Source organism: Kribbella sp. NPDC020701 (assembly GCF_055562215.1).
Genome location: NZ_JBVHFT010000013.1, coordinates 126,781 through 145,584, shown reverse-complemented (window position 1 = coordinate 145,584; position 18,804 = coordinate 126,781). Strand labels below are relative to the sequence as shown.

Genomic DNA, 18,804 nt, shown 5'->3' with positions numbered 1-18,804 from the left:
TGAAGGGAAAATGTAAACCCTCGTCTGCATGGACTCGTTCGCCGACCGGACCAAGCGCCGCCTGCGGGACGAGCTGCTGGACGCCGCGTACGACGCGATCGTCGCGGGCGGGTACGACGGACTCCGGATGGCCGACGTGGGCCGCCGGACCGGTGTGTCACGGCAGACCGTCTACAACGAGTTCGGCGACAAGTGGGGCGTGCTCGAGGCGGTCGCGGCACGCGAGACCGAACGGTTCCTGCTGGACGTCAACGCCGCGCTGGCCGAGCAGTCCGACCCGATCGACGGCCTGCGGGCCGCGGTCGAGCGGGCGCTCACCCTGGCCGGCGACAACCCGCTGGTGCGGGCGGCGTTGAGCCGGCCGGGATCGGACCAGGCCAGTCAGGTGCTGACCACACGGGGGCAGCAGGTGCTGGAACTGGCCCACCTCCGGCTGGATGCTCATGTCAGGGAGCACTGGCCGGAGGTCCCCGCGGAGGACGCGACCAGCTGCGTGGACGTCGCCTTGCGCGTCGTCATCAGCCACATCGTCACGCCCGGCCCTCCCCCGGCGGCGGTGGCCGATCAGCTAGGTCGCGTCCTCTCACCCTTCCTCACCGAATCCAGGAGGCAGCATGACGGTGCTTTTGGCCGGGCCTCCGGCGCCGGCAGGGTCACGGGGCCTTGACTCCCGGCCTTCCCTCGTCACTCCAGTCGCTCCGCTCCCTCCACTCCTCAGTCCAGGCCGGGAGGCCCCATGACCGTGCTTTTGGCCACGCCTCCGGCGCGGCGGGTCATGGGGCTTTAACTCCCGGCCTTCCCTCGTCGCTCCAGTCGCTTCGCTCCCTCCGCTCCTCAGTCCAGGCCGGGAGGCCCCATGACCACGACCAATCCCCTTCACAGGCAGGGATTCAACTCGCTCCGGTCCGGCGGGTTCAACTGGGACGGGCTGCCCCTGCGGTTGTTCGACAAGGGCAACCGGAAGTTCTGGAATCCGCGCGACATCGACTTCAGCCAGGATGCCAGGGACTGGCAGGAGCTCAGTGACAACGACAAGGACAACGCGTTGATGCTGTGCTCGCAGTTCATCGCCGGGGAGGAGGCGGTGACCGAGGACCTGCAGCCGTTCCTGCAGGCGATGGCGGCCGAGGGCCGGTTCGGCGACGAGATGTACCTGACCCAGTTCTGTTTCGAGGAGGCCAAGCACACCGCGGTCTTCCGGCTCTGGCTGGACGCGGTCGGCGTCACCGAGGACCTGCACCACTACGTCGAGAACAACCCCGGCTACCGCGCGATCTTCTACGAGGCCCTGCCCGTCGCACTCAAGTCGCTGGCCGACGACCCGTCTCCGGCCAACCAGGTCCGCGCGAGTGTCACCTACAACCACGTGGTGGAAGGGACGCTGGCCCTGACCGGGTACCACGCGTGGAACCTGCTCTGTACGGCGCGCGGCATCCTGCCCGGCATGCAGGAACTGATCCGCCGGATCGGCGACGACGAACGCCGGCACATGGCGTGGGGCACGTTCACCTGCCGCCGGCACGTCGCCGCCGACGAGACCAACTGGAAGGTCGTCACCGACACCATGGAGGAGCTGCTTCCGCACGCACTCGTCCAGATCCAGTGGGCTCTCGACAACTCCCAGGAACTCCCGCCAGAGATCAACCCGACCGCACTGATGACGTACGCCGGTGACCGCGCGACCCGGCGCCTCGGCGCGATCGAGTCCGCGGTCGGCGCGGAGGTCGCCGGCATCGACCTCGACTACTCCCCGGAGAAGCTCGAGGACGACTTCGGCGACGAGGACTCAGCCGCGCTGGCGGCGGTTCGCTAGGAGGACCACGAGAGCCGCGATTGCCAGGACTGCCGGTAGCCAGGTGACGGTCGTCGTACCGGCATGGTCGGTGACCTGGCCGCCGGTGAAGGCACCCAGTGCGATGGATCCGTTGTAAACCCCCACCAACACAGCGGACGATGCTTCGGGCGCACTGGGTGCCGCGGCATGTCCCCAGGCCTGGGTGCTCACGCTCGTTCCGCCGTACGCGAGACCCCAGATCAGCAGTAGAACAAGGGATCCGGTGAGGGTGGTGCCAATGAAGGGCATCGCGACGGTCGCGACCGCGATACCGGCCGCGATGAACGTCAGGGCGCGGGTGGGGCGGAGTGCGCCGGTGAGGAAGTTGCCAAGGACACCGGCTACGCCGTACGCGAGCAGCAAGGTGCCGATCAGGGCGGGAGTGATGCCGGCCGATTTCTCCAGCAGCGGGCGGATGTAGGTGTACGCCGAGAAGTGGCCGGTGACAACAAGTCCGACGAGGAGCAGCCCGACGTGGACTTGCCTGATCCGCAGGACCGCCGCGACATCGGCCAGGCGGACAGCCTTCTCGGCCGGCAGCGGCGGGAGGAACAACGCGAGGGCGGCGGCCAACGCGACGGAGAGCAGGCCGACGGCGGCGAAGGCCGAGCGCCAGCCGACCAGCTCGCCGACGTACGCACCGGCCGGAATGCCAAGTACAGAAGCGATTCCGATGCCACTGAAGATGAGCGACGTCGCCGGGCCGGCGGTGTCCGGAGGGACGATCCGAGGCGCGAGACCGACGGTGAGCAGCCAGACGCCGCCGAGCGAGATCCCCATCAGCACGCGCGCGATCATCAGAACCGTGAAGGTCGGCGCCACGCCGGCGAGCAGTCCGGCTGCACCCAACAGCGTCATCAGCGCGACCAGGACGACGCGGCGGTCGAGCTTGCCGAGCAGCAACGGGAGGACGGGTGCAGCGAGCGCGGACACCACACCGGTCACAGTCAGGGTGAGGCCCGCGGTGCCTTCGGTCACCTGCAGTCCGGCGCTCAGCGGAGTGAGCAGGCCGACCGGCATCAGCTCGGCCGTCACCACGGTGAACACGGTCGCCGCCATCGTCACCGAGGCAGCCCAGCCGCGGGTGCCGGTCGCCACCTGTTCGGCACAGATTGTCGTCATACTTCAAGATTTCGGCAGCCCGGGCTGCGGAACAACGGCGATCTGGTCATGCTTGTATTAGCTGAGCTCATCGATCGGAGGTCCGCCGTGGCAGTCGAGATCCGCGAACTGGAGTGCTTCCTCGTCCTGTCCGAGGAACTGCACTTCGGGCGTACGGCGGAACGGCTCTACCTCTCGCAGAGCCGGGTCAGCCAGCTGCTGCAGTCGCTGGAGCGACGGATCGGCGGGCAGCTGTTCGAGCGGACGAGTCGGCGGGTCGCGCTGACTCCGCTCGGCAAGGAGTTCCGCACGTCGCTGCGACCGGCGTACGCGGCGCTGGAACGGGTGGTCGAGAACGCACGCGACTACGCGACCTGCGTGAAGGGCAAGCTCCAGATCGGCTTCCAGGGCACGGCGAACGACGAGATCCTGAACGCGGTCTCGGTCTTCCAGTCCCACAACCCGAACTGCCTGATCGGCGTCTGCGAACTCCCGTTGAACGACCCCTTCAGCGCACTCCGGCGTGGTGACGTCGACGCGGCTGTCGTCTTGCTGCCCGTCGCCGAAGACGACCTCATCCTCGGCCCGGTCTTCTCCCGCCGGCCCCAGACGCTGACAGTCTCCACGCGGCATCCGCTCGCCGGCCGCACCACCCTGGACATCGAGGATCTGGCCGACGCCGTGCTGATCGCGGTCTCCGGGCCGGCACCCGGTTACTGGCGCCAAGCTCAGGCACCGACGCAGACTCCCGCGGGCGCACTCATCCATCGCGGCCCGTCGGTCAGCACATTGCAGGAAGGCTTGTCGCTGATCGCCGCCGACCGCGGCGGCATGCTGCTCTGCCGCGCCAGCGCCGACCAGAACCGCCGTACCGACATCGTCAACATCCCGATCACCGGCGTCCCCGAGTCCGCCCTCGGCCTCATCTGGCGCCGCGGCGAGGAAACCCCAGCCTTGAAGGCGTTCGCCCAGTACCTCAGGTGAGGCCGAGCAGCTCGACGGACTTCTCGCGCATTTCGATCTTGCGGATCTTGCCGGTGACCGTCATCGGGAAGTCGTCCACCAGTACGACGTACTTCGGGATCTTGAAGTGGGCGAGTCTGCCGGTGGCGAAGGCCTTGACGGCTGCCGCGTCGACGGGGTCGGCGCCGGGCTTGAGCTTGATCCAGGCGCAGAGTTCTTCGCCGTACTTCTCGTCGGGGACGCCGATCACCTGGACGTCGGCGATCGACGGGTGGGTGTAGAGGAACTCCTCGATCTCGCGTGGGTACACGTTCTCGCCGCCGCGGATGACCATGTCCTTGATCCGGCCGACGATGTTCACGTAGCCGTCGTCGCGCATGGTGGCGAGATCGCCGGTGTGCATCCAGCGGGCCTGGTCGATCGCCTCCGCGGTCTTCTCCGGCTCCTCCCAGTAGCCGAGCATCACGGAGTACCCGCGGGTGCACAGCTCGCCCGGCTCGCCCCTGCCGACCACGAGCCCGGTCGCGGGGTCGACGAGCTTCACCTCGACGTGCGGCATCACCCGGCCGACAGTCGACGTACGGCGGTCCAGATCGTCGTCGCGACGGGTCTGCGTCGACACCGGCGAGGTCTCGGTCATGCCGTAGCAGATCGCCACCTCGGCCATGTGCATGTCGGCGACGCAGCGCTTCATCACCTCGACCGGGCACGGAGATCCCGCCATCACCCCGGTCCGCAGAGAGGTCAGGTCGTACGACGCGAAGTCCGGCAGCCCGAGCTCGGCGATGAACATCGTCGGTACGCCGTACAACGCCGTGCACCGCTCGTCCTGCACGGCCCGCAACGTCGCGGCCGGATCGAACGCCGGGCCGGGGATCACCATGCAGGCGCCGTGGGTGGTGCAGCCGAGGTTCGCCATCACCATGCCGAAGCAGTGGTAGAAGGGCACTGGTATGCAGAGCCGGTCCTCGGCGGTGAACGCGATCGTCTCGGTGACGAAGAAGCCGTTGTTGAGGATGTTGTGATGGCTGAGCGTCGCGCCCTTCGGGAAACCCGTGGTGCCACTGGTGTACTGGATGTTGATCGGGTCGTCGAAGGCCAATTCGCCTTCCCTGGCGTGCAAATCGTCCTCGGCGACGCGGCCGGCGGCGTCCCGGAGCTCGTCCCAGTCCCCCGTGCCGAGGTAGACCGTCTCCTCCAGTGCCGGGCAGTCCGGCCGGACCTCGTCGACCATCGCCCGGTAGTCACTGGTCTTGAAGTCGGTCGCCGAGATCAGCAGCCGGACGCCGGACTGGTTCAGTGCGTAGGCCAGTTCGTGGGTCCGGTACGCCGGGTTGATGTTCACCAGGATCGCGCCGATCATCGCGGTCGCGTACTGCGTGATCGTCCACTCGGCGCGGTTCGGGGACCAGATGCCGACCCGGTCACCCTTCGCGATCCCCCGCGCCAGCAGGCCGCGCGCGACCAGGTCCACCTCGGCGCCGAACTCGTCGTACGTCCAGCGCCTTCCGGTCTGGACCTCGACCAGCGCGTCCCGATCGCCGTACTCGCGGATCGTGCGTCTCAGGTTCGCGCCGATCGTCTCGCCCAGCAAGGGAACCTCGGACACCCCGGATGCGTAAGACGGCAGGCTCATGGTTGTCATCGTCGCCTCGAGCAGATGCGCCTGCAAGGGCCTGTCGCCTCGTCCCCTGCAGTCGCGAACAGGTGCTCGGTGGTGTAGCTCGGTGTGCTGGGGCGACAGGCCCTTGGTGCACGCGCGGCAGGAAACAGGGGGTGGACGGCAAGCAATGTCCTTTCCAACTCTCCGTCATGACGGTCGCGCAGCGTGGTTGTACCATTACATTAGTGTGGAGAGGTGTGAGGCGATGGGCCGATCCTTTGAAGGTCACGGCCGCAGCGACCGTCCGCCCGGGCGAACCGCCGAGGCGGCACAACGAACCGCTGCGGTGCAGGAGTGCGTCCGGGTCCTGGGCAACGTGCTGGCCGACGCCCTGGCGATCGATGTCCACGGCACCGATCTGCAGACCCTCAAACGGACGCCCCGGCGGGCGCCGCCGACGGTGTCGCCAACCGATCTCGAAGCGCATCCCGGACCGATCTGGGATGCGTTCGTGCCCCACCCGCCCGGACGGCTCCGCTGGTGGGGGGCCGAACGGCGCTTCGCGCGGCGTCTCGCCTGCGCGGAGGACCGGTTCGCGGAGGCGATCGAGCGGCACCGGGCTGCCGAGGAGAACCGCCGGGAGCGGGTGACCCAGGCGCTGCGGGACCAGGTCGAGCAACAGCGCCGGCTCGACGAGGCGACCGCGGATCAGCACGCCCGGATCGACGCGTACGAACGCTTGGTGGTGAACCGCGATCGCGCGGCGGTCATGCGGTACTTCCAGAAGGCGCTGGACCGGGTTGCGGAGCCGCTCGACTTCCCGCGCCGCCGACGGGTCAGGTACGTCCCCGAGTCGACGTTGCTCGCGCTCGAGTGGGATCTCCCGGACGTAAGCGTCGTACCGGCGGAGGCGTCGTACCGCTACGACCGTTCTGCCGACGCGGTGCTGGCGGTGCCGCGGGAGGCAGCGGAGCTACGGCGGCTGTATCAGCAACTCGTGGCCCAGTTGGCGTTGCGGGCATTGCATCTGGTCTTCGGCAGTGATCGGTACGGCGTGGTCGACACGGTGGTGTTCAACGGGATGGTCGAATCCGTGGACCTGACCACCGGGCAGACCGTGCGGCCGTGCCTGATCACGCTGCGGGCGACACGAGAGCAGTTCCAGGCGCTCGTACTGGATCAGTTGGACCCGGTCGCGTGTGTGCGGCACTACTTCGCGGCGGAGGTGTCGCGGCATCCGGAGGAGCTGCAACCGGTGGAGCCGGTGCTGGAGTTCGACCTGGCGGATCCGCGGACGATCGAGGCCGTCGACGTGATCAGCGAGATCGACAGCCGGCCGAACCTGCTGGAGCTCAGCCCCGAGTCCTTCGAGCACCTGGTCCACAACCTGCTGACCAGGATGGGGCTGGAGAGCCGCCTGTTCCGCCGCGGCACCGACGGCGGGATCGACTGCGTGGCCTACGATCCCCGCCCGATCACCGGCGGCAAGTTCGTCGTCCAGGCGAAGCTCTGGACCCGCACCGTCCCCCCGTCCGCCGTCCGCGACCTCTTCGGCACCGTCGTCGACGCCGGCGCCACCAAAGGCATCCTCATCACCACCTCCGGCTTCGGCCCCACCAGCTACCAGTTCGCCACCGGCAAACCCCTCCAACTCATAGACGGCACAGCCCTCCTCTCCCTCTGCCACTCCCACAACATCCCCGCCCGCATCATCCCCCGCGCTAGCTGAGGGGTGATTCGTAGATCTGGATCTCGGTGCCGCCGGGGTTTTCGCCGTCGTCGGGGGCGGTGAGGAGGCGGAGTTTGGTGCCGGTGGTTTCCAGGGCTACCGGGTTTCGGGTGGCGTTGTGGTTGGTGGTGGGGGAGAAAGCTGGGATGGGGATTTCGTGGAGGATGCGGTTGGTCTTGAGGTCCAGGAGGGCCAGGCCGCCCAGGTCGTACGACGTGTTGTTGGGGCCGGGGAGAGTGGTGACGCCGCCGCAGAGTTGTTTGCCGCGGGAGACGTAGTCGCAGTCCTGGTAGTCGAGGATGTGGGACTCGTTGGGGGTGGACTGGAGTTGGCGGCCGGTGGGCGTCCAGTCGTAGAGGGTGCGGGAGCCCCAGCTGACTCCGTGGACCTGGCCGGTGGTGCGGTCGCGGACCACTCCCCCGACGTGGTCCTTCACGCGGAAGCGCTCAGTCACGCGGTAGGTCTTCGGGTCGACGGTATACACGATCGCCCGCGAGTTCGGCCGGTACTCCGCGGCCGGGACCCACACGGTCTGCCCGTCGAAGTCGATCCCGCCCGGGTGGTACGCCGTACCCTCGCCGAGCCGGATGTCCTGCTTCAGATTCCCCTGCCCGTCCAGCACGAACAGATGCCCGATCCCCTTGCCCGGAGTGCGGTCGTACCCGTCCACCGGCACCGGGTACTTCACCGGCGCCTCCAGCACCTCCACGCTGGACAGGAAGATCAGGTCTCCCACCAGAGCGAAACCCTGCGGGTGGTACGTCGGGAACCGCAACGGGATCCGCTCCACCAGGGACCACGCCGTACTGCGGTCCGTTGCCTGGAACGCACGAGCGACACCGGAGTCCTTCCCGGTCGCGTCGGCGGTGGTCAGCCCGGTGAGCAGAACACCGGCGAGAGCTGTGGTGACGATTAGTCGGCTGCGCATCAAAGTCTCCTTGGGGCGTGAGTCGATGAAGCAGTGTGCGATGCCTGGATGACACCCAGACCGACACCAGATGATGCCAAACTGACGGGCATGGACACAGGGGTGAGAGTTGTCGGGTCAGGACAGGTCACTACGGCGCCCGATGTACTGCGAGTCTCGCTGAGCGTCGAGCATGTCGCGGCAGACGTCGCCACGGCGGTGGCGCAGGTCGGTGAGCGGTCGGACGCGGCGATCGCGGCACTCCGGGAGCAAGGAGTCGGGAGCTCCGAGCTCGCGACGACCACGGTGAACGTCTACCAGGAATATCGGGAGCCGGGGACAGCGGCGGCGTATCGCGCGTCGCATGCGATCACGGTGACGACGAAGGATCTGACCGGGTTCGGCCGGCTGCTCGCAGCGGCGGTGGATGCCGTCGGCAACAGCCTTGGTCTGCAGGGTCTCCAGTTCGACGTGGAGGACAAGGAACCGCTGCTCGTCCGGGCGCGCGAGCTGGCCTTCCGGCAGGCCCGCGCCAAGGCCGGGGAACTCGCGGCGCTGGCCGGCTACTCGCTCGGCTCGGTCACGTCGATCTCCGAGACCTACGGCCACGCTCCGATCCGGGAGTTCGTCCAGCAGTCCGCCAAGGCATTCGACTCCGCCATCAACATCACCCCCGGCGAGCACACCGTCGAGGTGTCCCTCGAGGTCCAGTTCTCCTGGGCGTGAGTTGTAACGCCTGTCTCAAAACCAGAACGGAGGTTGCGTTGTCGGCGGCGTCGTGGAGACTGCTTCCATGTACGCACCGGCGCCCTTGCGGCGGCAACTGAATCGGTCCGGGCTGTTACTGCTCGGACCGGCGTTCGTCGCGGCCGTCGCGTATGTGGACCCGGGGAACTTCGCGACCAACATCGCCGCGGGAGCGACGTACGGGTATCTGCTCTGCTGGGTGGTCGTCGGGGCGAACCTGATGGCCGTGCTGGTGCAGTATCTGGCCGCCAAGGCGAGTATCGCCACCGGCAGGACGCTGCCGCAGCTGTGCCGTGACCACTTCCGCCGGTCCACGTCGACCGGGCTGTGGGCGCAGGCCGAGCTGGTGGCGGTCGCGACCGACCTGGCCGAGGTGGTCGGTGGTGCGATCGCGCTGAACCTGCTGTTCGGGATCCCGCTGCTGCTCGGCGGTGCGATCACCGGCGCGGTGTCGTTCGGGTTGCTGATCTATCAGTCCAAGCGCGGGCAGCGGCCGTTCGAGGCGGCGATCATCGGGCTGCTCGCGGTCGTCCTGGTCGGGTTCGTGGTGTCGACGGTGAAGTCGGAGCCGTCCGCGGCCGGCGTGATCGGCGGTATGGTGCCGCGGCTGGACGGGACCGAGTCGCTCGTGCTCGCGGCCGGCATGCTCGGCGCGACCGTGATGCCGCACGCGATCTGGCTGCACGGTGCCCTGGTCACCGACCGGCACTGGAAGACCATCCGCACCGACAAGGGCAAGTCCCGGATCCTGCGCGCCACCCGGATGGATGTCGCCGTCGCGATGGCTCTCGCCGGCGCGGTCAACCTGGCGATGGTCGTGCTCGCCGCTGCCGCGCTGAACGGCACCGGCGCCGATTCACTCGACGCCGCGCACGCCGCGATCGGTGACCGGCTCGGCCAGCTCCCCGCGCTGCTGTTCGCGCTCGCCCTGCTGGCCAGCGGGTTCGCGTCCTCCTCGGTCGGTACGTACGCCGGTTCCGTCATCCTGGAAGGGTTCTGGCACCGGCACGTCCCGCTGGCAGCCCGCCGGCTGATCACGCTGCTGCCGGCGCTGGTCATCCTGGCGATCGGTATCGACCCGAGCCGGGCGCTGGTGGTTTCCCAGGTGGTGCTGAGCTTCGGCATCCCGTGCGTCCTGTGGCCGTTGGTCCGATTGACCGCGTCCCGGCGCGTCATGGGCGACCTTGTCAACCGCCGGGCGACTACTCTCACCGCATGCCTGGTTGCCACCGCCGTCACGGCGCTCAACGTCGTACTGATTGTGCTGACCGTGCGGGGATGACATGACCCGGGTGTTCGCCGTGAGCGACATCCACGGCTACCCGGAGAAGCTGAAGGCCTCGCTGCTGGAGGCCGGACTGATCGATGCCGAGGGCACCTGGTCCGGCGAGGACGCGCGACTGTGGATCCTCGGCGACTTCTTCGACCGCGGTCCGGACGGGATCGGCGTGCTGCGGTTCGTCCGGCAGCTGATCGAGCAGGCACCGGACGGGGCCATCACCGTACTGCTCGGCAACCACGAGATCCTCGCGCTCGGGATGCGGAAGTTCGGCGACACGTTCGTCCCGCACGACGGCATCACCTCCCGCAGCTTCGAGCGGTCCTGGGCCCTGAACGGCGGTCAGGACCGGGACCAGGAGCTGCTCACCGACGACGACGTCACCTGGCTGCTCGACCGGCCGATGCTCGGGCTCGACGCCGGGTACCTGCTGATGCACTCCGACACCGCGGAGTACGTCGAGTGGGGCGACACGATCGACCAGATCAACGCCACAGCGCGGGCCGAGCTGCACTCCGACGACATCGAGGTGTGGTGGGAGATCTGGCGCCGGATGACGTCACGGTACGCGTTCCGCGGCGCGAGCGGACCGGAGGTGGCCCGCATCGTCCTGCACCACCTCGGCGGTCACCGGGTCGTGCACGGCCACAGCATCGTCGCCGACCAGCTCGGCATCGACCCGGAGTTCCTCACCGGCCCGCACCTGTACGCCGAGGGCCTGGCCCTGGGCATCGACGGCGGCGCCTTCGACGGCGGCCCCTGCCTAGTGGTCGAGCTCGAAGACCTCACCGCGGACTGACACCAGGCAGGCCGCCTGCCGGCTATTTGTCGGCGGTGAGGGTGCCGCCGACGGCCCAGCTGTCGGGCGGGGTTTCCTGGATCCAGACCTGCACGCTCTGAGCCGGTACGCCGAGGCTGTCGACGAACGCGTCGGTGATCCGCTGGACCAGCTCGCGCTTGAGCTCCGGGGTCCGCGGGCCTTGCAGAACGGTGACGACGGGCATCGGATCTTCCTTTCTCCGTGGGGTTGTCGTCTCCATTCCAGTCGCCGGAGCGCTCGCGAACGAGACGCAGATCCGATCCGCAGGTATCACTCGAAGTGATCGGACGCCTTCCGGCAAGCATCCAGCAGTACGGCGAGCTCGCCGCTGATCGTGGTCCCGGCGGGGACGGCGAGGCTCGTGGTCAGGGCGAGCCGCGGACGCGGTCGGCGGAAGACCACCCGGCCCTCGCGGAGCAGCTGTGCGTGCGACTCGTAGATCACGGTCCAGCTCGGCGTCCCGGCGCCGATCGCGGCATGGGTGTCCTGCAGACTGTCCGAGCGGGGCCCGAGTACGGGTTCGAAGCCTTCCGCCGCGCAGGCCGACATGACCAGGTCCACGAGTGGAGGGTTGTTGCGGCGCGAGGTGATCCGCAGCGGCAGGTCCCGCAATACCGAGAGGGTGACCGCATCCGCCGGATCGGGCACCGGCGGCCAGGCGGCCGGCAATGCGATCAGTAGCGCGTCCTGCCAGACCGGGATGAACTCCAGACCTGCCGACTCCTCCAGCCCGCGCACGAACGCGGCATCGAGCTGGCCGCCCCGGACCCGATCCAGCCGGGCGCGCGTCGACGTACTGACCAACTCGACCTGGACACCCTTCGCGGCGAGCTCGGCGACCACCGTCTCCAGCCGTTCACCGAGTCCGGTGCTGGTACCGAGGCGCAACCCTCGACCGGACAGACCGATCGCGGCCGCGCGGGCGTGGTCGACCGAGACGAGCACCGCGCGAGCAGCCGGCAGAAAGCGCTGACCGGCCTCGGTCAGCCGGATCGCCCGTGCCGAGCGGTCGAACAGCAGGACACCCAGCTCACGCTCGAGCCGCGCGATCTGCTGACTCACCCCCGGCTGGCCCATCCCGAGCTGCTCCGCGGCCTGCCCGAAGTTGAGCACCTCCGCGACCGTGACGAAGTACTGGATCTGCCGCAGCTCCATCCCACGATGATGGCGGATTCAGGGAATGCCGTCAGAGCAGGCCCGGTTGTCGGAAGGTATGGCGGACAAGACTGTGAAGATCCCTGGCCCGGACCACCCGATCACCGTCGGGAAGAATCCGGACCGGGTGGTGGTGAAGATCGGTGACCAGGTGATCGCGGACACCCGCGAGGCGCTGTCGCTGCAGGAGGCGAGCTACCCCGCGGTGCAGTACATCCCGCGCAAGGACGTCGACCTCACGCTGCTCGAGCGCACCGACCACGAGACCTACTGCCCGTACAAGGGCGACGCGTCGTACTACAGCGTCCTCCCCGCCGGGGCGGACGGGGTGAACGCGGTGTGGACCTACGAGCAGCCGTACGACGCGGTCGCGGACATCCGCGAGCACGTCGCGTTCTACCCGAACAAGGTCTCGATCGAGATCATCACCGACTGAAGAACTCGGTCAGCGCCGGCGCGAGCAGCTCCGGCGGTACGACGTGATCCTGGTCCACGAGCTCGGCGTGCCGGGCCGTGGGCAGGATGCTCGCGATCCGGTGCGCCGCGTCGACCATGAACGGCGGTGATGCGGTCCCGGCGACGACCAGGGTCTCCGGCGTGATCGCGCGGAGCAGGTCGACGGGAGTCCGTCCGCCGGGAGCGCCATGACCCATCACGGCGAAGTCGTAGGCGAGTGTCGGCGCGAGGTCAGCCACGCCCGGAACGGCCGCGGTCTCGACCGCCGCGGCCTGCGGCATGCCCGCCATCATCAGGAACAGCTCGACCGCCTCCTGCCGGCGGTCGTCGCGCAGCAATTCGAGCACTTGACCGCCGTCCTCGTCCGAGTCGACGTCATCCGGCCCGTACGGCGGCTCGTGCAGCACGACCCTGGTGAACGGCAGCCCCGAGCTCGCCGCGATCGCCGCCAGCCCGGCGCCGGACGAGTGCCCGTAGATGGCCGCCGTACCGCCGACCTCGGTGAGCAGCGCCGCGATGTCGTCCACCTCACGCTCCACGGCGTACGACGTACTGTCGCCGGAGTCACCGCGGCCGCGCCGGTCGTACGTCACCACGTCGAAGTCGCCGGCCAGTGCATCTGCCAGTGGTCGGAGCGCCTGTCGGTCGCAGAGCGCACCACCGACCAGAATGACCTTCGGCCCGCTCCCGAGGCGCTCGTAGGCGATCGTCGTACCGTCGGCCGAGCTGACCTTCTCCATGTCCGTCCTCCACATCGTCGTCGACGAACGAGACGTCGGAGCCGGCACGTGGACTTCGACATAATCCCTGGCGCGGGCCCCGCAGCGGTGGTTACATGCGTCGCGATGATCAGCAGAGTCGACGATTACCTCCACGCGGTCCCGCTGTCCGGCTCGTTCGCCGAGCAGGTCGGGCCGTTCACACTCTTCCGCAGTACGACGGTCTGGCCGTACTACGCCCGTCCGCTGCCGGGCTCGGGGACGACCATCGAGCCGGCCGATATCGAAGTACTGCGTGCCCGCTGCGCCGAGCTCGGGATCCCGGTGAGCTTCGAGTGGGTCGTCCAGACCTGCCCGTCGCTGGGACCGGCGGCGGCCGCGGCCGGACTGTCCGTGGTCGAGCATCCGCTGCTCGTGCTCGAGCGGAAGGATTTCCGCCCGGCGAAGGCGGAGGCGCGCTGCGAGATCCTGCCCGCCGACGAAGGCGTAATCCGGCAGGCCCGGGCGGTCGCGGGACTCGCGTTCGGCGACCCCGGGACGGCGGTCGGCGCGGCCGGACCAGCCGACCGTGACGCCAAGGCCGACGCGGTGGCGGACGACATGATTGCCGCAGTCCTGGACCGGGTCCTCAGCGGCGTGACCGTGGGTGCGGGTGCGTTCACCGACGAAGGCATGGTCGCCAGCGGGCAGCACCAGCCCGTCGGCTCCACCACCGAGATCGTCGGCGTCGGTACGCTGCCGTCCATGCGACGCAAAGGCCTGGCCGCCGCCGTCACGTCCACCCTGGTCGAGCATGCGTTCGCGCATGGGGTCGACCTCGTCCTGCTCTCGGCCGAGTCCGCAGCGGTGGCGGCCGTTTACGAGCGCGTCGGCTTCCGCCGGATCGGGAGCGCCGGGGCAGCGGAGTGACGGGCAGTCCGACCTCGCGTCTCGTCGTACTGCGTGGCAACTCCGGCTCGGGCAAGTCCACGACCGCCCGCCTGCTGCGGGAGCGGCTCGGCCGCGGTACGGCGTGGGTCGAGCAGGACCAGATCCGCCGGATCCTGCTGTGGGAGAAGGACCATCCGGGCGCGGTGAACATCGGCCTGATCGACGCGAACGTCCGGTACGCGCTCGACCACGGGTACGACGTGATCGTCGAGGGCATCATGGACGCCGGCCGGTACGGCGACATGTTGCGCAAGCTGACCGCGGATCACCGGGGCGTGACGCTGCACTACTACTTCGACATTCCGTTCGAGGAGACCGTCGTCCGGCATGGCAATCGGGACTGGGCGCACAACGTGACCGCCGACATGATGCGGGACTGGTACCGCGAGCACGACGTCCTCGACGGGGTCGACCAGGTGGTGATCGGGCCGGAGAGCGCGCAGCAGGAGACTCTCGCGCGGATCCTGGACGATCTGGGGGAACGGTTGGTGGTCATTGGGGATCGGGCCGTACCGTTGGAGGGATGAGCACAACCGAGCGGAACCGCCCACGTACCCTCGCGGAGGCGTTGCGTACCTGGGACGACGCCGCACTCGGTCGCCTGCTCCAGCGCCGCCCCGACCTGGCGATGCCGATCCCCGCGGACACCGGCCAACTGGCCGCGCGGGCGACGACCAACGCGTCGGCGGCGCGCGCGATCAACCGGCTGGACGAGTTCGGCGTGGACCTGCTCGAGTCGCTGTCCGCACTACCGGAGCCGGTGGACCTGGCCGCTTTGGCCGCCGGTGTCGATCAACCGGTCGACGTGGTCCGGCCTCGGGTGACGGCGTTGCTGGAGCTGGCGCTCGTCTGGGGTTCCGAGGACGATCTGCGACCGATCCGTGCGGTGCACGAGCTGCTGGGGCCGACGCCCGCCGGGCTCGGGCCGGTCACGACCAGACACTTCGGTGATCTGGACAAGCTGATCGAGGAGGCCGGCACCGATGCGCGGCAGGTGCTCGACAAGCTGACGTGGGGTCCGCCGACCGGTTCGGTCGAGAAGGCCGAGCGGCCGGTGACGATCGCCTCCGCCCGGACGCCGGTGGAGCGGTTGCTCGCGCGTGGTCTCGTCGTTCCCAAGGATGCGAACACGGTCGTCCTGCCGCGGCAGATCGGGCTGCATCTGCGCGGTGGGCGAGTGCTGGCCTCAACCCGGCCGGTACCACCACCGCTGGACGGGAAGCAGGTGTCGGCCGCGATCTCCGACCGGGCCGCGGCCGGGGCAGCGCTGGACCTGGTGCGGCTCGTCGATCGTGCGATGGAGCAGCTCGGTACCGAGCCGCCGCCAGTGCTGCGCACGGGTGGCATCGGTGTGCGTGAGCTGCGCAGTCTGGCCGGCAAGGTCGGCGCGGAGGAGCATACGGCCGCCGCGGTCCTGGAGATCGCGTACGCCGCTGGGCTCGTCGCGGCCGTGGAGGTCGGGACCAGCGAGCTGTGGCTGCCCACCAGCGCCTATGACGACTGGTTGGAGCTCGACCTCGCACATCGGTGGGCCCAGCTGGTCATGGCCTGGTTCGGTGGGCTCAGGGCGATCGGACTGATCGGCAGACGCGACAGTGGTGGTGCTACCGCCGCTGCACGCGAGCGGCTGATCAACGCGCTCGCCCCGGATCTGGAGCGGTTGCTGGCGCCAGAGGTCCGGATGCTGACGTTGCAGGCGCTCGCCGAGGCCGGTGCGGGTACGGCGCCGGCCACGGAGTCGGTCGTCACGTGGGTGGCGTGGCATCGCCCGCGGCGTGGTGGGCAGTTCCGCGACGATCTGGTCGAGTGGAGCATCACGGAGGCCGCACTGCTCGGTCTGACCGGTCTCAGCGCGTTCGCGGCGCACGCACGGCCTTTGCTCAAGCCGGAGCCGACGGCCGACGATTTGGCCGAGGCGATCAGCCCACTGGTGCCGGAGCCCGTGTCCGAGGTGCTGCTGCAGGCTGACCTGACCGCAGTGGCTCCTGGTCCGCTGGTGCGTGTTGTGCAGGACGAGCTGTCCGCTATGGCCGATGTCGAGTCGCACGGTGGCGCGGCGGTCTACCGCTTCAGTGAAGGCTCGGTCCGGCGTGCTTTCGACCTTGGACGGACCGCTGATCAGTTGCACACGTGGCTGACCGAGCACTCGCGGACTCCGGTCCCACAACCGCTCACTTACCTGATCGATGACGTTGCGCGGCGGCACGGCGTACTCCGGATGGGTACGGCGTCGACGTACCTGCGCTGTGATGACGAGGACGTGCTCACGCAGCTGCTGAGCTCGAACCTGCCCGGTGTTCGGTTCCGCCGGTTGGCGCCGACCGTGGTCGTGTCTCCGTCACCGCCGGACATGGTGCTGAGCCGGCTGCGGGAGGCGGGTCTCGCGCCGCTGGCGGAGACGTTCGACGGCGTGGTCCATGTCACCGGTACGGCGACGCGCCGTGGTGAGGCGCCACGGCGTCGTACCAGCCGGGACTTCGTGGACAACCCGGTCGACCTCAGCGACGACCAGGTGAAGGCCGTGATCGAGAAGGTCCGGGCCGGCGACCGCATCGCTGCCGACCGGCCAACCGGCGACGGCCTGATCGAGCCCACCGCGCCCGCCGAGACCATCGCGATCCTGACCAACGCCGCCGAGGCCCACACCCAGACCTGGATCTCGTACGTCGACCACAACGGCAACGCCTCCGAACGTGTCGTCGAACCGGTCCGCGTCGCCGACGGCTGGCTCACCGCCTACGAGGACGCCACCGACCAGCCCCGCACCTACGCCCTGCACCGCATCTCCGCCGCCCGGCCTGTCCTTTGACCCCCTCAGGCACAATGGAGGGTCGGGGCGACGATGGGAGCTGTTGGTGACGGACGGGCCTTTGATCGTGCAGTCGGACAAGACACTCTTGCTCGAGACCGCACATCCGGACGCGAACGACTGCCGGAAGGCGATTGCGCCGTTCGCTGAGCTGGAACGGGCGCCGGAACACGTGCACACCTACCGGCTGACACCGCTGGGGTTGTGGAACGCACGGGCGGCCGGGCACGACGCCGAGCAGGTGATCGACGTCCTGCTGCGGTACAGCCGCTATCCCGTGCCGCACTCGCTGCTCGTCGACATCGCCGAGACCCTCGACCGGTACGGGCGCTTGCGGCTGGAGAAGCACCCGCAGCACGGCCTGGTCCTGGTGACGACGGACCGGCCGGTGCTGGAGGAGGTGCTGCGCAGCGCCAAGGTGAAGCCGATGCTGGGCGAACGCATCGACGACGACACCGTCGTGGTGCACCCGTCGGAGCGCGGTCACCTCAAGCAGACACTGCTGAAGATCGGCTGGCCCGCGGAGGACCTGGCCGGGTACGTCGACGGCGAGACGCACAAGATCGAACTGGTCCGGGACGGCTGGGACATGCGCCCGTACCAGCAGCAGGCCGTGGACTCGTTCTGGCACGGCGGCTCGGGTGTCGTCGTACTGCCCTGTGGCGCCGGCAAGACGATCGTCGGTGCGGCCGCGATGGCGCAGGCGTCCGCGACCACGCTGATCCTGGTCACGAACACGGTGTCCGCGCGGCAGTGGAAGGACGAGTTGCTGAAGCGCACCAGCCTGACCGAGGACGAGATCGGCGAGTACTCCGGTGCCCGCAAGGAGATCCGGCCCGTCACGATCGCGACGTACCAGGTGATGACCACGCGCCGGAAGGGCGTCTACTCGCACCTGGAGCTGTTCGACGCCCGCGACTGGGGCCTGATCGTGTACGACGAGGTCCACCTGCTGCCGGCGCCGATCTTCCGGATGACCGCGGACCTGCAGACCCGGCGGCGGATCGGCCTGACCGCAACGCTGGTCCGGGAGGACGGCCGCGAGGGTGACGTGTTCTCGCTGATCGGCCCGAAGCGGTACGACGCGCCCTGGAAGGACATCGAGGCGCAGGGCTGGATCGCGCCGGCCGACTGCATCGAGGTGCGGGTGGACCTGGAGCAGAGCGAGCGGTTCGTGTACGCGACCGCCGAGCCCGAGGACCGCTACCGGCTGGCCGCGTCGACCCCGGCGAAGTCCAGGCTGGTACGACAGATCGCCGAGCATCACGCGGACGAGCCGCTGCTCGTGATCGGTCAGTACATCGACCAGCTGGACGAGCTCAGTGAGCGGCTGGAGTGCCCGGTGATCAAGGGCGAGACCACGGTGAAGGAACGGCAGCGCCTGTTCGACGCGTTCCGCAAGGGCGAGATCAAGCGGCTGGTGGTCAGCAAGGTCGCCAACTTCTCCATCGACCTGCCCGAGGCGTCCGTGGCCATCCAGGTCTCCGGCACCTTCGGCTCCCGCCAGGAAGAGGCCCAGCGCCTCGGCCGCGTCCTCCGCCCCAAGGGCGACGGCCGCACCGCGAGGTTCTACTCCATCGTCGCCCGAGACACCATCGACGCCGAATTCGCCGCCCACCGCCAACGCTTCCTAGCCGAACAGGGCTACGCCTACACCATCGTCGACGCCGAAAACCTCTTCGCGTAACGGGAATGTGCAGCTCGACAGGACATGTCGGGTAAGCCGGCCATTGCGCACGCTCAGCGATGGCG

General features: G+C 68.9%; 18 protein-coding genes. 12 read left to right on the top strand and 6 right to left on the bottom strand.

From position 1 onward, the window contains the following. Positions 1–28: 28 nt before the first annotated feature. Both ACZ3HV_RS28965 and ACZ3HV_RS28960 read left to right on the top strand, forming a co-directional pair. Positions 29–667 (top strand): TetR/AcrR family transcriptional regulator, encoded by a 639-nt coding sequence (locus ACZ3HV_RS28965; RefSeq protein WP_465688603.1) that lies wholly within the window; start codon positions 29–31, stop codon positions 665–667. A gap of 189 nt (positions 668–856) precedes the next feature. Continuing rightward, entirely contained in the window at positions 857–1,813 is a 957-nt protein-coding gene (locus ACZ3HV_RS28960) for a R2-like ligand-binding oxidase (protein ID WP_465688601.1), read from the top strand. Here the strand turns inward: ACZ3HV_RS28960 and ACZ3HV_RS28955 are convergent. Further along, complete coding sequence (locus ACZ3HV_RS28955; protein ID WP_465688599.1) at positions 1,787–2,956, bottom strand: MFS transporter; 1,170 nt, start codon at positions 2,954–2,956, stop codon at positions 1,787–1,789. The two genes, ACZ3HV_RS28960 and ACZ3HV_RS28955, sit on opposite strands and share 27 nt — an antisense overlap. A gap of 87 nt (positions 2,957–3,043) precedes the next feature. Between ACZ3HV_RS28955 and ACZ3HV_RS28950 the strand changes: the two genes are divergently transcribed. Further along, positions 3,044–3,919: a LysR family transcriptional regulator gene (locus ACZ3HV_RS28950; RefSeq protein ID WP_465688597.1), complete on the top strand. Its 876-nt coding sequence runs from the start codon at positions 3,044–3,046 to the stop codon at positions 3,917–3,919. Here ACZ3HV_RS28950 and ACZ3HV_RS28945 read toward each other — a convergent pair. Then, on the bottom strand, positions 3,912–5,534 hold the full coding sequence (locus tag ACZ3HV_RS28945) for an AMP-binding protein (RefSeq protein WP_465688595.1): 1,623 nt from the start codon (positions 5,532–5,534) through the stop codon (positions 3,912–3,914). The genes ACZ3HV_RS28950 and ACZ3HV_RS28945 overlap by 8 nt on opposite strands. Before the next feature lie 232 nt (positions 5,535–5,766). Here ACZ3HV_RS28945 and ACZ3HV_RS28940 point away from each other — a divergent pair, with 232 nt between their 5' ends. Beyond that, positions 5,767–7,230: a restriction endonuclease gene (locus ACZ3HV_RS28940; RefSeq protein WP_465688593.1), complete on the top strand. Its 1,464-nt coding sequence runs from the start codon at positions 5,767–5,769 to the stop codon at positions 7,228–7,230. Here the strand turns inward: ACZ3HV_RS28940 and ACZ3HV_RS28935 are convergent. Continuing rightward, entirely contained in the window at positions 7,223–8,158 is a 936-nt protein-coding gene (locus ACZ3HV_RS28935; RefSeq protein WP_465688591.1) for a DUF6454 family protein, read from the bottom strand. The genes ACZ3HV_RS28940 and ACZ3HV_RS28935 overlap by 8 nt on opposite strands. 90 nt (positions 8,159–8,248) lie before the next feature. Between ACZ3HV_RS28935 and ACZ3HV_RS28930 the strand changes: the two genes are divergently transcribed. The 3 genes from ACZ3HV_RS28930 to ACZ3HV_RS28920 all read left to right on the top strand — a co-directional run bounded on the left by ACZ3HV_RS28930 (position 8,249) and on the right by ACZ3HV_RS28920 (position 10,962). Then, entirely contained in the window at positions 8,249–8,863 is a 615-nt protein-coding gene (locus ACZ3HV_RS28930) for an SIMPL domain-containing protein (RefSeq protein ID WP_465688589.1), read from the top strand. Between the two features lie 67 nt (positions 8,864–8,930). After that, on the top strand, positions 8,931–10,166 hold the full coding sequence (locus tag ACZ3HV_RS28925) for an Nramp family divalent metal transporter (protein ID WP_465688587.1): 1,236 nt from the start codon (positions 8,931–8,933) through the stop codon (positions 10,164–10,166). Between the two features lies 1 nt (position 10,167). Next, a complete protein-coding gene (locus tag ACZ3HV_RS28920) occupies positions 10,168–10,962 on the top strand; it encodes a metallophosphoesterase (protein WP_465688585.1) in 795 nt (264 codons plus the stop codon). Between the two features lie 22 nt (positions 10,963–10,984). On the opposite strand, the gene dmpI is transcribed toward ACZ3HV_RS28920, so the two are convergent. Both dmpI and ACZ3HV_RS28910 read right to left on the bottom strand, forming a co-directional pair. Continuing rightward, positions 10,985–11,167: a 4-oxalocrotonate tautomerase DmpI gene (dmpI, locus tag ACZ3HV_RS28915; protein ID WP_465688583.1), complete on the bottom strand. Its 183-nt coding sequence runs from the start codon at positions 11,165–11,167 to the stop codon at positions 10,985–10,987. Positions 11,168–11,253: 86 nt separating this feature from the next. Then, positions 11,254–12,138: a LysR family transcriptional regulator gene (locus ACZ3HV_RS28910; RefSeq protein WP_465688581.1), complete on the bottom strand. Its 885-nt coding sequence runs from the start codon at positions 12,136–12,138 to the stop codon at positions 11,254–11,256. A gap of 25 nt (positions 12,139–12,163) precedes the next feature. Between ACZ3HV_RS28910 and ACZ3HV_RS28905 the strand changes: the two genes are divergently transcribed. Continuing rightward, the gene (locus ACZ3HV_RS28905; protein WP_465688579.1) at positions 12,164–12,574 is read left to right on the top strand and encodes a DUF427 domain-containing protein; all 411 of its coding nucleotides are present in this window, start codon (positions 12,164–12,166) and stop codon (positions 12,572–12,574) included. Here ACZ3HV_RS28905 and ACZ3HV_RS28900 read toward each other — a convergent pair. Further along, positions 12,564–13,334, bottom strand: a complete 771-nt coding sequence (locus ACZ3HV_RS28900; RefSeq protein ID WP_465688577.1) for an alpha/beta fold hydrolase — start codon at positions 13,332–13,334, stop codon at positions 12,564–12,566. The genes ACZ3HV_RS28905 and ACZ3HV_RS28900 overlap by 11 nt on opposite strands. Positions 13,335–13,439: 105 nt before the next feature. On the opposite strand from ACZ3HV_RS28900, the gene ACZ3HV_RS28895 reads away from it, so the two are divergent. Genes ACZ3HV_RS28895 through ACZ3HV_RS28880 form a run of 4 tightly spaced genes read left to right on the top strand, consistent with a single transcriptional unit; the run spans position 13,440 to position 18,739 of the window. Continuing rightward, positions 13,440–14,222, top strand: coding sequence for a GNAT family N-acetyltransferase (locus ACZ3HV_RS28895; RefSeq protein ID WP_465688575.1), 783 nt, complete (start codon positions 13,440–13,442; stop codon positions 14,220–14,222). Next, positions 14,219–14,770, top strand: coding sequence for a zeta toxin family protein (locus ACZ3HV_RS28890; protein ID WP_465688573.1), 552 nt, complete (start codon positions 14,219–14,221; stop codon positions 14,768–14,770). Before ACZ3HV_RS28895 ends, ACZ3HV_RS28890 begins: the two co-directional genes overlap by 4 nt. Next, positions 14,767–17,052 carry a helicase-associated domain-containing protein gene (locus ACZ3HV_RS28885; protein ID WP_465688571.1) on the top strand — a complete coding sequence of 762 codons (2,286 nt, stop codon included), beginning with the start codon at positions 14,767–14,769 and terminating at the stop codon, positions 17,050–17,052. Before ACZ3HV_RS28890 ends, ACZ3HV_RS28885 begins: the two co-directional genes overlap by 4 nt. A gap of 46 nt (positions 17,053–17,098) precedes the next feature. Then, the gene (locus tag ACZ3HV_RS28880; RefSeq protein WP_465688569.1) at positions 17,099–18,739 is read left to right on the top strand and encodes a DNA repair helicase XPB; all 1,641 of its coding nucleotides are present in this window, start codon (positions 17,099–17,101) and stop codon (positions 18,737–18,739) included. The last annotated feature ends 65 nt before the right edge of the window (positions 18,740–18,804 follow it).